This window comes from Mesorhizobium sp. 131-3-5, assembly GCF_016756575.1.
Taxonomy (GTDB): Bacteria; Pseudomonadota; Alphaproteobacteria; order Rhizobiales; family Rhizobiaceae; genus Mesorhizobium; species Mesorhizobium jarvisii.
The window spans coordinates 1,991,116-2,004,446 of sequence record NZ_AP023254.1 but is presented as its reverse complement, the minus strand read 5'-3'; the positions used below and the strand labels follow the sequence as shown (position 1 = coordinate 2,004,446).

Sequence of the window (13,331 nt, the reverse complement as noted above, 5' to 3'; positions counted from 1 at the left end):
CTCGTCCTCACCAATGCGGCGGCTTGGTCACCGGCACGTCGGGCGCCGCTTGCTCCTCCAGCGCCAGGAAGCGATCGGTCAGCGCGTCGAGCTTGCGCTGCATGCGCTCGATCACCGTCCACTGCTCGGCGATCTGTCCCGACAGTTCCTCGATGGTCCTTTCCTGCTCGGCGGCGCGGATTTCGAGCGTCGTCAGCCGGTCGGCGGGCATGATCATTCGCAGTCCCTGATCTTGCACCACAATGCCTTGCGTCGTGATGCGAATTTCGACGCCGTCATATTAGCGAATATGAAGCCTGCGGACACGTTGGAAATTGACAAGCGCACCGGGATTTGCCGAGAGTGGATACTGCTCCGGCCAATTGGCACGGGCGGGGCGTCATGCTAGGCATTTTGACCAAGCGATAAAAAAATAAGAGTGGGACTGGCTGCATGGCGCAAGCCGCAATCGAACTGATCGGCATCAACAAGAGTTTTGGCGCCGTGCGCGCCAACCGCGACATCAATCTGGAGATCGCGCGCGGCACCATCCACGGCATCGTCGGCGAGAACGGCGCCGGCAAGTCGACGCTGATGTCGATCCTCTACGGCTTCTACCAGGCCGACAGCGGCGAAATCCGCGTCGGCGGCAAGCCGGCATCGATCAAGACCCCCAATGACGCGATCGCGCTCGGCATCGGCATGGTGCACCAGCATTTCATGCTGGTCGACAATTTCTCGGTGCTGGAAAACATCATCCTCGGCGCCGAAAGCGATGCGCTCTTGAAAAGCAGCATCGCCAAGGCACGCTCCGAACTCGAGCGGCTGGAGCGCGAATACGGGCTCGAAGTCGACCCCGACGCCATCATCGAGGAATTGCCGGTCGGCCTGCAGCAGCGTGTCGAAATCCTCAAGGCGCTCTATCGCGGCGCCGAGATCCTCATTCTCGACGAGCCGACAGGCGTCTTGACGCCGGCCGAGGCCGACCACCTTTTCCGCATCCTCAAGCAATTGAAGGAACAGGGTAAGACGGTGGTGCTGATCACCCACAAGCTGCGCGAGATCATGGCCATCACCGACAATGTCTCGGTTATGCGCCAGGGCACGATGGTGGCGACGCGCGAAACCAGCAAGACGACGGTGGGCGAACTGGCCGAACTGATGGTCGGGCGCCGGGTGCTTCTGAGGGTCGAAAAGGGCGAAGCGGAAGCCGGCGCCGTCAAGCTCGCGGTCAAGAACCTGACGGTGAAGGATTCGCGCGGCGTCACCATGGTCGACGACATCTCTTTCGACCTGCGCGCCGGCGAGATCGTCGGCATTGCTGGCGTCGCCGGCAACGGCCAATCCGAACTTCTCGAGGCGATTTCCGGCATCAGGCATGCCGTTTCAGGCTCGGTCATGCTCGACGGCAAGCCGATCGACCTGACGGGTGCCGCCGATCCCGGCGAATTGCGCGACCGAGGGCTAGCGCACGTGCCGGAGGACCGGCACCATGTCGGGCTGGTGCTGGCCTTCGAGGAGAACGAGAATTCCATCCTCGGCTATCACGACGACCCCCGCTATCTCAAAGGGCCATTCCTCAACGTCGATGCCATCATGGCCGACGCCAAGGACAAAATCGAGAAATACGATATCCGGCCCGGCAATCCGCGCCTGAAGACGGCGAACTTCTCCGGCGGCAACCAGCAGAAGATCGTTCTGGCGCGGGAGATGGAGCAGGATCCGGGTGTGCTGATCGTCGGCCAGCCGACGCGCGGCGTCGATGTCGGCGCCATCGAATTCATCCACAAGCGCCTGATCGCCATGCGCGACCAGGGCAAGGCCGTGCTGGTGGTCTCGGTCGAGCTCGACGAGATCCGCTCGCTCTCCGACCGCATCCTGGTAATGTTTGCCGGCCGCATCGTCGGGGAGCGCGGTCCGGAAGCGACCGAGGGCGAGCTTGGCCTGCTGATGGCCGGCGTCGAGCGCCAGGAGGCAGCACTTTGAGCACGCCATACGCCAAACTGCCGGCCTGGGCCGATTATGGGCTGATCCCGCTGATCAACCTGGCAGTGGCCTTCATCGTCGCCGGCTTCGTCGTGCTCCTGGTCGGCGAGAACCCGTTCCGCGCCGCCGTCATCCTGGTCGAGGGCGCCTTCGGCAAGGGGACCGGCATCGCCTTCACCCTCTTCTATGCCACCACCTTCATCTTCACCGGGCTTTCGGTGGCTGTGGCGGCGCATTGCGGCCTGTTCAACATCGGTACCGAGGGACAGGCCTATATTGCGGGCCTGGGCATCGCCATCGTCTGCCTGTCGTTCGACAGCGTGCTGCCCTGGTGGCTGACATTTCCGATGGCCATCGTAGCTTCGGCGCTTGTGGGTGCTTTGTGGGCGCTGATCCCCGCCTATCTGCAGGCCAAGCGCGGCTCGCACATCGTCATCACCACCATCATGTTCAACTTCATCGCCGCCTCGATCATGGTCTATCTGCTGGTCGGACCGCTGAAGCCGGCGGGGTCGCAGGCACCGCAGACCCGCAACTTCCTTGCCGGCGCCGAGCTGCCGAAACTCAACTGGATCATCGAACTGTTCGGCGCCAAGATCCGCTCGGCGCCGCTCAACGTCACCTTCCTGCTGGCGCTGCTCATGGCCTTCCTGGTCTGGCTGCTGATCTGGCGTACCAAGCTCGGCTATGAGATGCGCACCTATGGCCATAGCCCCAAGGCGGCGCGCTATGCCGGCATTTCGGAAACCCGCATCATCATCACCGCGATGATGATCTCGGGCGCGCTGGCAGGCATGATGGCGCTCAATCCGGTGATGGGCGACCAGCACAATGTCGCGATCGACTTCGTCTCCGGCGCCGGCTTCGTCGGCATCGCCGTGGCGCTGATGGGGCGCCTGCATCCGGTCGGCATCGTGCTGGCGGCGGTCCTGTTCGGCATGCTCTATCAGGGCGGCGCCGAACTCGCCTTCGAAATGCCGGCGATCAGCCGCGACATGATCGTCATCATCCAGGGCCTGGTGATCCTGTTCGCCGGCGCGCTCGAACACATGTTCAGGCCTTACATCCAGGCGCTGTTCGCCTCGTTCAGTCCGAGGTCGGTCGGCATGGAAGCGGTCAAGGGAAAGGGCGCCTGAGATGGATGTCTTTATCGCCATCGTGCAGATACTGGACTCGACGATCCGCCTGTCGGTTCCACTGCTGCTCGCCTGTCTCGCCGGCCTCTTTTCCGAGCGTTCCGGCATCTTCGACATCGGGCTGGAAGGCAAGATGCTGGTCGGCGCCTTCGCCGGCGCCGCCGCTGCTTCCGTGTTCCATTCGGCCTTTATCGGCCTCGGCATGGCAATCCTGATTTCGGTCGCCTTCGCCATGGTGCACGGCTTTGCCTCGATCACCCACCGCGGCAACCAGATCGTTTCCGGCGTGGCGATCAATTTCATCGCCGCCGGATCGACCATCATCCTCGGTCAGGCCTGGTTCCAGCAGGGCGGGCGCACGCCGGCGCTGCAGCCGGGCGAGCGGTTCGACGCGATTGTCTGGCCCGGCGCCGAGGCGGTCAGGGACGTGCCGATCATCGGGCCGATCTATGCGGAACTGATATCGGGCCATTCGCTGCTGGTCTACCTCGCCTTCCTGATGGTGCCGTTCACGTGGTGGGTGCTGTTCCGCACCCGCTTTGGCCTCAGATTGCGCGCCGTCGGCGAGAACCCGGCCGCTGTCGACACCGCCGGCATTTCGGTCGCCTGGCTGCGCTACCGGGCCCTGATCTGCACCGGCATTCTCACCGGCGTCGCCGGCGCCTATCTGTCGATGGTGCAGAATGGCGGCTTCGTGAAGGACATGACCGCCGGCAAGGGCTATATCGCGCTGGCGGCACTGATCTTCGCCAAGTGGAAGCCGGTCAACGCCATGTTCGCCTGCCTGCTGTTCGGCTTCCTCGACGCGGCGGCGATCCGCCTGCAGGGCTCGCCGCTGCCGATCATCGGCAAGGTGCCGGTGCAGTTCATGCAGGCGCTGCCCTATATCCTCACCGTCATCCTGCTCGCCGGCTTCATCGGCAAGGCCATCCCGCCGCGCGCCGGCGGCGTGCCCTACGTCAAGGAACGCTGATGCATGTCGCCCAAAAGTGACATCGGTTTTGGGAGAACGACATGCATAAAACAAAGAGTTAAAGCGCGTCGCCTGAATCCGTTTCGACGCGACGCGCTTTAAGGTTTGACGGCCCGGCGTGTGCCTCGCGCCGGGTTTTGGACACGATCATCGGAGAGAACAACTGAAATGTCGCATGATCTGTTCGAAGCGGCCAGGACCGCCATGGCCAAGGCCTATGCGCCCTACTCGAAATTTCCGGTGGGCGCCGCCTTGCGCACCGAGGACGGACGCGTCTTCACCGGCGCCAACATCGAAGTCGCCTCCTATCCCGAGGGCTGGTGCGCCGAGACCACCGCGCTTGGCCACTACATCATGGGCGGCGGTGGCAAGATCGTCGAAATCGCTGTCCTTGCCGAACGCATGGCCAAATGCTCGCCTTGCGGTGGGTGCCGCCAGCGGCTGGCCGAATTCTGCCAACCGGACACGAAACTCTACCTCTGCGACAATACGGGTGTGGCCGAGACCGTGACCATGGGCGACATGCTGCCCTATGGTTTCCGCGGCGACATCTTGAAATGAGGAATTGGCTCAAATGAAGAGCGGGCTGCAATGACCGAAAAGGCCGTGGACCATCTGATCGAAAGGCTGGACGGCCTGGCGCCGTCGACGGCGCTGGTGCTGGGGTCGGGCCTCGGCGTCCTTGTCGACCGGATCGAGCACCCGATCCGCGTCCCCTATGCCGACCTGCCCGGTTTCCCCCGGAGCGGCGTCAGCGGCCATGCCGGCGAAGTGGTGGCGGGCCTGTTTGCCGGAAAGCCGGTGCTGATGCTGTCCGGCCGCGCCCATTACTACGAGCATGGCAACGCGGCGGCGATGCGCCCGGTGCTTGAAGTGCTCGCCGGCATCGGCATCACCAAACTGATCCTCACCAACGCCGCCGGTTCGGTCGACCCGGACATGCCGCCGGGCTCGGTGATGATGCTCACCGACCATATCAATTTCTCCGGCAGCAATCCGCTGATCGGCGAGCCCAGCGACCGCCGCTTCGTCGGCCTGACCGAAGCCTATGATGCCGGCATCCGCAAGGCGATCGAGCGCGCCGCCAAGGCGACCGGTACCGCGCTGCACAAGGGCGTCTATATGTGGTTTTCCGGCCCGTGTTTCGAAACGCCGGCCGAAATCCGCATGGCGCGCATCATGGGCGCCAACGCCGTCGGCATGTCGACCGTGCCGGAAGTCATTCTCGCCCGTTTCCTCGGCCTGCGCGTCGCCGCCTGCTCGGTCATCACCAATCTGGCGGCCGGCATGACCGGGGCCGAGCTTTCGCATCAGGAGACCAAGGACATGGCGCCAGTCGGCGGGTCGCGGCTGGCAACGGTCCTGCACAGAATGTTCCGCGACGGACTGCTGGAGAGCTGATGCTTCCGCAGGAAATCATCCGCCACAAGCGAGACGGCCACAGGCTCTCGGCCAGCGAAATCGCTGCCTTCATCGGCGGCGTTACCTCGGGCGCCGTCACCGATGGCCAGGCCGCGGCTTTCGCCATGGCGGTGTTCTTCAACGGCATGAACCGCGACGAGGCCGTGGCCTTGACGCTGGCCATGCGCGATTCCGGCGACGTGCTCGACTGGTCGGACCTGCCCGGCCCGGTCACCGACAAGCATTCGACCGGCGGCGTCGGCGACAATGTCTCGCTGATGCTGGCGCCGATCGTCGCCGCCTGCGGCGCCTATGTGCCGATGATTTCGGGCCGTGGCCTCGGTCATACCGGCGGCACGCTGGACAAGATGGATGCGATCCCCGGCTACATCAGCCAGCCCGATATCGCGTTGTTTCGTCAGGCGGTGCTGGAAACCGGCTGCGCCATCATCGGCCAGACCGCCGATCTGGCGCCGGCCGACCGCCGGCTCTATGCCATCCGTGACGTCACCGGCACCGTGGAATCGGTGCCGCTGATCACCGCCTCGATCCTGTCGAAGAAGCTGGCCGCCGGCCTGGGCTCGCTGGTGCTCGACGTCAAGGTCGGCAATGGCGCCTTCATGGAGAAGTCGCGCGACGCAACCGCGCTCGCCAACAGCCTGGTCGAGGTCGCCAGCGGCGCCGGACTGAAGGTCTCGGCACTGATCACCGGCATGAACGAGCCGCTGGCCTCGGCCGCCGGCAATGCCGTCGAGGTGCGCAACGCCGTCGATTTCCTCACCGGCCGCCTGCGCGACCGGCGGCTGGAAGATGTGACGCTGGCGCTGGCCGCCGAAATGCTGCAGTCGGCGGGACTGGTGTCGTCCAACCAGGACGGCTTGCGGCGCGCCACAGAGACGCTCACCAGCGGCCGCGCTGCCGCCACCTTCGCGCGCATGGTGGCGGTGCTCGGCGGCCCGGCGGATTTCATCGAGAAGCCGGAGAAATATCTGGCCATGGCGCCAACGGAATTGGTGGTGAGGGTGACGACGGACGGCTTCGTCTCCGGCATCGCAACCCGCGACATCGGCCTTGCGGTGGTAGGCCTGGGCGGCGGGCGCACGAGGCCCGACGACAAGATCGATCCCAGCGTCGGTATCACCAGGCTGCTGCCCATAGGCGCTGAAGTCCGTGCCGGAGACGCACTGGCACTGATCCACGCCCGCTTGCCCGCCGATGCCGAGGCGGCGGCCGCGACTGTGCTTTCGGCTTATGCGATCGGCGCCTCGAAACCACCGGCGGACAAAACCGTCATGCGGCGGATCCTGCCGCGCGGTTGACTACTGGACAAGCAGCAACGTACCGTTTTCGGCCTGATATTTGCCGAGCCGGTTGAGGAAGCTCATGCCGATCAGGTTGGTGCTGAGCGCCCTGTCGTCGAGCACGATGGCCTGCACATCTTCGACGCTGATGCTGCCGATCTGCAGCCGGTCGATCATCACCACGGCCGCCTTGATCGAGCCGTTGGCGGTGTTGACCTCATGGCTGAAATCGGACGGATTGAGCGACAGACCGATCCTGCGCGCCGTCGACGTATTGACCGCGACCAGCGTCGCGCCGGTGTCGATCATGCCGTCGACCTGACGGCCGTTGAGTTTGAAGGTGGTCGAGAAATGTCCGCGCCCGTCCGCTGTGACGGCGACCTTGCGGCCGGTCGGCAGCGGCGCGGCCGGCTTGTCGGGAACCGACGCCAGGCTGACCTGCGGTTGTGCCTCGACCTCGGGCCTGGCCGTCACCGTCGATTTCAGCAGGTTTTCGAATATCTGCGGATTCGACTGATAGATGACCGGGATCGATGCCGATGTCCCGGCAAAGACGCTGAGGATGAGAAGCTTGCGCAGCATGGATCGGCCTTTGTGAGAGCCGATTCATTATCGCCGGATGGTGTTCGCCGCTTTAACGGGCGCCGAAACCATGTCTTTGCGTAAACGCTTGGTAAATCGTACCAGGCAACTTTGCCTGATACTACTTCGTCCCGTACATGCGGTCGCCGGCGTCGCCCAGGCCGGGCATGATGTAGCCCTTCTCGTTGAGTTGGCGGTCGATGGACGCGGTGAAGACTGGAACGTCCGGATGCGCCTTGGTGAAGCGCTCGATGCCCTCGGGCGCCGCCAAAAGGCAGAGGAAGCGGATATTTGTGGCGCCGCGCCCTTTCAGCTTGTCGATCGCCGCGATCGCCGAATTGGCCGTCGCCAGCATCGGGTCGACGACGATCACCAGCCGGTCGGCGAGATCGCTCGGCGCCTTGAAGAAATATTCGACCGCTTCCAGCGTCTCGTGGTCGCGATAGAGGCCGATATGGGCGACGCGCGCCGCCGGCACCAGGTCGAGCAAGCCTTCCAGCAGACCGTTGCCGGCGCGAAGCACCGAAGCGAACACCAGCTTCTTGCCCTCCAGCGTCGGCGCTTCCATGGTCTCGATCGGCGTTTCGATGGTCGTCGTGGTCAGCTCGAGATTGCGCGTGACCTCGTAGCCGAGCAGCAGCGATATCTCGCGCAACAGCCGCCTGAAACCGGCCGTGGACGTCTCCTTCTTGCGCATGATGGTCAGCTTGTGCTGGACAAGCGGGTGGTCGACGACGGTGACGCCCTTCATGATGTTCTCCTGATGCGTGTCGCCCGGCGCGCGGACGCGCTTCAGGCAGCTGGAACGACCCTAGCGACTATGGACCGGCCAAGGAACCGCTTGGCCGCCATCGACCACAGCTTTGTCGGAAGAAAATCAGCGCGCCGCTCCGTTCAGCCGGGCAAGAAGTGCCGCCTTGGTCTTCCTGTCGACAAAGGCGGCTTCGATGGCGGTTTTGGTGACGGCGGCAAGCGCCTTTTCGTTCATCGCAAAATGCTCCGCCGCGAGATCATACTCGCGCTTCAGCGAGGTCCAGAAATAGGGCGGATCGTCGGAGTTGAGCGTCACCTTGCAGCCGGCGGCCTGCAAGGCGGGAAACGGATGGTCGGCAAAACTGTCGAACACTTTGAGCGCGATGTTGGAGCCGGGGCAGCACTCGAGAACGATGCCTTCGTCGGCGATGCGGCGGACAAGGTCCGGGTTCTCGATGGCGCGCACGCCGTGGCCGATGCGCGAGGGGCGGATATGGTCAAGCGCCGCCTGGACCGTCTCCCAGCCCGTCAGTTCACCGGCATGGATGGTGATGCCGAGCCCGGCCTCGCGGGCGATCTCGAAAGCCCGGACATAGTCCTCCATCTCGCCCATGCGCTCGTCGCCGGCAACGCCGAAGCCGGTGACCAGCGGATTCCCGCAGCGCGCCGCGAAGCGTGCCGCCCGTTCGATCGATTCCACGCCGACATGGCGCACGCCGGTGACGATCATGCGGCCCTCTATGCCGGTCTTGGCCTTGGCGCGCAGCATGCCTTCGCCCAGCGCGTCGGTATAGGCCTTGGGCGAGAGCCCGGCTTTCGTCGCATGGTCCGGCGAGGTGAAGACTTCAGAATAGATGGCGCCATCGCGCGCAAGGCTGGTCAGATAGTGGTCGGCCAGCCGGGCGTAATCCTCTTCGGTGCGGAACAGATCGGCGGAAAAGTCGTAAGCCGCGAGAAACGACGTAAAATCGTGCCAGACGAAGGAACCGTTCTGGATATAGGGCGCGGTATCCTTGCCGTATTTCTGCGCCTGGCGGATGACGAGCTCAGGCGCCGCTGCCCCTTCAATGTGGCAGTGCAGTTCCGCTTTCAAAGGCATTCAAACATCCCGTCGGTCAGTCCAGGTCTTGAAAACCCACCACCTGGAAGCGCGGCTGAACACCGCGCCTTAAACAATAGCGCCCACAGCATCGATCGGCTATGGTCCCGCCGGTTTTATGACGGATCAAAAAAATGTCAGTTGAGAGAACCACGGCCGCGGGCGGCATGGAAACCTCCTATGGTTTCAAGCGTGTGGGGGAAGGCGAAAAGCAGTCCTTGGTCAACGATGTTTTCCACAAGGTCGCCAATCGCTACGACCTGATGAACGACCTGATGTCGGCCGGCCTGCACCGGCTGTGGAAGGATGCCATGGTCACCTGGCTCAATCCGCCGAAGCGGCAGGGCTGGAAGGTCCTGGACGTGGCCGGCGGCACTGGCGACATCGCCTTCCGGATCGTCGATGCCAGCCATGGCAACGCCCACGCCACCGTGCTCGACATCAACGGCTCGATGCTCGGTGTCGGCCGCGACCGCGCCGAAAAGAAGGGCCTGTCCGGCAACACCGATTTCGTCGAGGCCAATGCCGAGGAACTGCCCTTCACTGACGCCACCTTCGACGCCTACACCATCGCATTCGGCATCCGCAACGTGCCGCGCATCGATGTCGCGCTCGCAGAAGCGTTCCGCGTGCTGAAGCCCGGCGGCCGGTTCCTGTGCCTGGAATTTTCCGAGGTCGAGATGCCGCTGCTCGACAAGGCCTATGAAGCCTGGTCGTTCAACGCCATCCCCAAGATCGGCAAGATGGTCACCGGCGACGGCGAGCCCTATTCCTATCTGGTTGAATCGATCGCGAAATTCCCCAACCAGCAGAATTTTGCGGCAATGATTTCCCGCGCCGGTTTCGACCGCGTTTCCTTCCGCAATTATTCCGGCGGTATTGCCGCGCTTCATTCGGGCTGGAAGCTTTGATTCTGGCCCGCATTTCTCATCCCCGATATGGCTCATGCCGGTCGCAAGGACCGGCCCGGGTGCGGCCATGAGCAGCGTCGGCGCCGGTTTCAGGCTCGCGCGGGCCGGCTGGGTGCTGGTGCGCGAGGGCGTCATCGCCGCCCTGCCGGGCGAGGAACTCTCCGGCCTGCCGAAATTCGGGTGGCGGCTGGCGCGGCTGTTCACCCGCCGCCGCGCGCTCGCCTATGAGCGCAGCGACCGGCTGGCCAAGGCGGTGGTCCGGCTCGGCCCGTCCTATGTCAAGCTCGGCCAGTTCCTGGCGACGCGGCCCGACGTCGTCGGCAACGACATGGCGCTCGATCTCGCCATGTTGCAGGACAAGATGCATACCTTCCCGAAGGTCGAGGCGGTCGCGGCCATCGAAGCCTCGCTCGGGCGCAAGGTGGGCGATCTTTACGCCGAGTTCGGCGACCCCGTCGCCGCCGCTTCGATCGCCCAGGTCCATGCCGCCGAAGCCATTCACGACGGCACTGCCACCAAGGTTGCCGTGAAGGTCATCCGGCCCGGCGTGCGCCGCCGCTTCTTCCAGGATCTCGAGAGCTATTTCCTCGCCGCCCACCTGCAGGAGAAATATATCCCCTCCTCGCGCCGGCTGCGGCCTGTCGAGGTGACCGAGACGCTGGCGCAGACCACCAAGATCGAGATGGATTTGCGCCTCGAGGCGGCGGCACTCTCCGAACTTGGGGAGAACACCAAGGACGATCCGGGCTTTCGCGTGCCATCCGTCGACTGGGAACGCACCGGTCGTGACGTGCTGACCATGGAATGGGTCGACGGCGTCAAGATGAACAACATCGCAGGCCTGGAGGAGGCCGGCCACGATCTGAAGGCGATCGCCGCCAATCTCATCCAGTCGTTCCTGCGCCACACGCTGCGCGACGGCTTTTTCCACGCCGACATGCATCCGGGAAACCTGTTCGTCGAGGCCAACGGCACCATCGTCGCCGTCGATCTCGGCATAGCCGGACGTCTTGGCAAGAAAGAGCGCCGCTTCCTCGCCGAAATCCTCTACGGCTTCATCACGCGCGACTATCTGCGCGTCGCCGAAGTGCATTTCGAGGCCGGCTACGTGCCGCGCCAGCACAATGTCGCGGCCTTCGCGCAAGCGATCCGCGCCATTGGCGAACCGATCCACGGCCAGCCGGCCGAGACCATTTCCATGGCCAAGCTCCTGACGCTGCTGTTCGAGGTGACCGAACTCTTCGACATGGCGACACGGCCGGAGCTGATCCTGCTGCAGAAGACCATGGTGGTGGTCGAAGGCGTGGCGCGCACGCTCGATCCGGCCTTCAACATGTGGAAAACCGCCGAGCCGGTGGTCGGCGGCTGGATCGCCGGAAACCTTGGCCCGCGCAGCATGATGATCGATGCGCGCGACGGCGCCAAGGCACTGCTGACGCTCGCCCGCCAGGCGCCGGAGCTTGCCGCGCGCACCGACCGGCTGTCGCGCGAGATCGACCTGATGGCCGAGCACGGCCTGCGTTTCGACGAGACCACGGCGCGTGCCATCGGCAAGGCCGAGGCGCGCTACAGCCGCTCCGGCCGCGTCGCGCTGTGGGTGATCGCATTGACGCTGGTCTACATCGCCTGGAAGATTCTCTAGGCCTGGAAATCGAAGCTCGAGCTGAAAACTTGCGGCGAGATGATTGCATTGCTATCATTGCTATCGGTCGGCATGAGCAAAGTGCAATCACATGGCAAGCATCACGATCCGCAACCTTGACGATGAGGTCAAGGAGTTGCTGCGCCGGTTGGCGGCGGAAAACAACCGTTCCATGGAAGAACAGGCGCGGGTGATGATCCGGGCCGCTGTCGACGGCCAGATCGGGCCTGCCCGCATAGACCAGATCGAAAAGACCTTGCGCGAACTGACCAGCACGCACAATGCGGCAACCCCGGTTGCGGCCCCTGCGGGCAAGATCCTTCCGCGGGGAACGCTTTCCGGCAAGCGCATCCTGCTCATCATTGGCGGTGGCATCGCCGCCTACAAGGCGCTGGACCTGATCCGCCGGTTGCGTGAGCGCGGAGCGGCGGTTCGGGTGGTGATGACAGCGGCTGCACAGGAATTCGTCACCACCCTGTCGGTTGGCGCGCTGTCGGCCGATCACGTTTTCACCGAACTGTTCGATCGCAATGACGAGCATGATGTCGGCCATATCAGGCTGTCGCGCCAGGCTGATCTTCTGGTCGTGGCGCCCGCCACCGCCGATCTGATGGCCAAGCTCGCCAACGGCCATGCCAATGATCTGGCCTCCACCGTGCTGCTGGCCACCGACAAGCCGGTGCTGATGGCGCCGGCGATGAACCCGAAAATGTGGTGGCATGCCGCGACCCGCCGCAACCGTGCGACCTTGGGCAAGGACGGCGTCACTTTCGTCGGCCCGGCCAGAGGCGAAATGGCCGAAAGCAATGAAGCCGGTGAAGGCCGCATGGCCGAGCCGCTGGAGATCGTCGCCGCGGTCGAAGCGCGGCTCGATACCGGCCCCAGGCCTCTGGCAGGTCGCAAGATCATCGTCACCTCAGGCCCGACGCATGAGCCGATCGACCCGGTGCGCTATATCGCCAACCGTTCCTCCGGCAAGCAGGGCCACGCCATCGCCGCCGCATTGGCAAGGCTTGGCGCCGATGTGCGCCTTGTCTCCGGCCCAGTGAGCATTGCCGATCCAGCCGGTGTGAAAACCATCCATGTCGAGCGCGCGCAAGAGATGCGCGATGCGGTCGAACAGCTTTTGCCCGCCGATGCCGCGGTGTTCGTGGCCGCCGTCGCCGACTGGCGCAGCGAGAATTCGGCCGGCGAAAAGATCAAGAAGGTGGCGGGCGAAGGACCGCCGGTGCTGCGCATGGTCGAGAACCCCGACATCCTTGCCGGCGTCGGCCACCACAGCCAGCGACCCGGTTTGGTCGTCGGCTTTGCCGCCGAGACGCAGGATCTTTTGCGCAACGCAGAGGCAAAGCTCGCGAAGAAAGGCGCCGATCTGATCGTCGCCAACGATGTGTCGCACGAAAGCGGCATCGGCCCTTCAGGCGTCATGGGTGGCGATCGCAACCGGGTGCGGATCGTGTCGAAGGCCGGCGTCGAGGAATGGCCCGAAATGACCAAGGACGAGGTGGCGGCGCGGCTCGCCACCCTCATTGCCGAGCGGCTGAAAACAACAGTCGTTTGACGTGTAT

At 64.2% G+C, this 13,331-nt stretch carries 13 protein-coding genes; 9 read left to right on the top strand and 4 right to left on the bottom strand.

All coding sequences use genetic code 11. The features are described from left to right. Positions 1 to 7: 7 nt before the first annotated feature. Positions 8 to 214: a SlyX family protein gene (locus JG747_RS09770; RefSeq protein ID WP_169627215.1), complete on the bottom strand. Its 207-nt coding sequence runs from the start codon at positions 212 to 214 to the stop codon at positions 8 to 10. 218 nt (positions 215 to 432) lie between these two features. Here JG747_RS09770 and JG747_RS09765 point away from each other — a divergent pair, with 218 nt between their 5' ends. The 6 genes from JG747_RS09765 to deoA all read left to right on the top strand — a co-directional run bounded on the left by JG747_RS09765 (position 433) and on the right by deoA (position 6,794). Further along, positions 433 to 1,965: an ABC transporter ATP-binding protein gene (locus tag JG747_RS09765; protein WP_010911453.1), complete on the top strand. Its 1,533-nt coding sequence runs from the start codon at positions 433 to 435 to the stop codon at positions 1,963 to 1,965. Then, on the top strand, positions 1,962 to 3,101 hold the full coding sequence (locus tag JG747_RS09760; protein ID WP_019861158.1) for an ABC transporter permease: 1,140 nt from the start codon (positions 1,962 to 1,964) through the stop codon (positions 3,099 to 3,101). Before JG747_RS09765 ends, JG747_RS09760 begins: the two co-directional genes overlap by 4 nt. Position 3,102: 1 nt before the next feature. Then, the gene (locus JG747_RS09755) at positions 3,103 to 4,074 is read left to right on the top strand and encodes an ABC transporter permease (RefSeq protein WP_010911455.1); all 972 of its coding nucleotides are present in this window, start codon (positions 3,103 to 3,105) and stop codon (positions 4,072 to 4,074) included. Positions 4,075 to 4,242: 168 nt separating this feature from the next. Beyond that, complete coding sequence (gene cdd, locus JG747_RS09750; protein WP_010911456.1) at positions 4,243 to 4,635, top strand: cytidine deaminase; 393 nt, start codon at positions 4,243 to 4,245, stop codon at positions 4,633 to 4,635. Between the two features lie 30 nt (positions 4,636 to 4,665). After that, the gene (locus JG747_RS09745; RefSeq protein ID WP_202361674.1) at positions 4,666 to 5,475 is read left to right on the top strand and encodes a purine-nucleoside phosphorylase; all 810 of its coding nucleotides are present in this window, start codon (positions 4,666 to 4,668) and stop codon (positions 5,473 to 5,475) included. After that, entirely contained in the window at positions 5,475 to 6,794 is a 1,320-nt protein-coding gene (deoA, locus tag JG747_RS09740) for a thymidine phosphorylase (RefSeq protein WP_202361673.1), read from the top strand. Before JG747_RS09745 ends, deoA begins: the two co-directional genes overlap by 1 nt. Here deoA and JG747_RS09735 read toward each other — a convergent pair whose 3' ends face one another. From JG747_RS09735 to JG747_RS09725, 3 genes are all read right to left on the bottom strand, one after another. Then, the gene (locus JG747_RS09735) at positions 6,795 to 7,358 is read right to left on the bottom strand and encodes a TIGR02281 family clan AA aspartic protease (RefSeq protein WP_019861161.1); all 564 of its coding nucleotides are present in this window, start codon (positions 7,356 to 7,358) and stop codon (positions 6,795 to 6,797) included. Positions 7,359 to 7,479: 121 nt separating this feature from the next. Further along, positions 7,480 to 8,109, bottom strand: a complete 630-nt coding sequence (gene upp, locus JG747_RS09730) for a uracil phosphoribosyltransferase (RefSeq protein ID WP_010911460.1) — start codon at positions 8,107 to 8,109, stop codon at positions 7,480 to 7,482. Positions 8,110 to 8,235: 126 nt separating this feature from the next. Then, the gene (locus JG747_RS09725) at positions 8,236 to 9,210 is read right to left on the bottom strand and encodes an adenosine deaminase (RefSeq protein ID WP_019861162.1); all 975 of its coding nucleotides are present in this window, start codon (positions 9,208 to 9,210) and stop codon (positions 8,236 to 8,238) included. A gap of 134 nt (positions 9,211 to 9,344) precedes the next feature. Here JG747_RS09725 and ubiE point away from each other — a divergent pair, with 134 nt between their 5' ends. The 3 genes from ubiE to coaBC all read left to right on the top strand — a co-directional run bounded on the left by ubiE (position 9,345) and on the right by coaBC (position 13,324). Continuing rightward, positions 9,345 to 10,121 carry a bifunctional demethylmenaquinone methyltransferase/2-methoxy-6-polyprenyl-1,4-benzoquinol methylase UbiE gene (gene ubiE, locus JG747_RS09720; RefSeq protein ID WP_019861163.1) on the top strand — a complete coding sequence of 259 codons (777 nt, stop codon included), beginning with the start codon at positions 9,345 to 9,347 and terminating at the stop codon, positions 10,119 to 10,121. Between the two features lie 67 nt (positions 10,122 to 10,188). Beyond that, entirely contained in the window at positions 10,189 to 11,763 is a 1,575-nt protein-coding gene (gene ubiB / locus JG747_RS09715; RefSeq protein ID WP_027047393.1) for a 2-polyprenylphenol 6-hydroxylase, read from the top strand. Between the two features lie 91 nt (positions 11,764 to 11,854). Continuing rightward, positions 11,855 to 13,324: a bifunctional phosphopantothenoylcysteine decarboxylase/phosphopantothenate--cysteine ligase CoaBC gene (coaBC, locus tag JG747_RS09710; RefSeq protein WP_202361672.1), complete on the top strand. Its 1,470-nt coding sequence runs from the start codon at positions 11,855 to 11,857 to the stop codon at positions 13,322 to 13,324. Positions 13,325 to 13,331 lie beyond the last annotated feature (7 nt).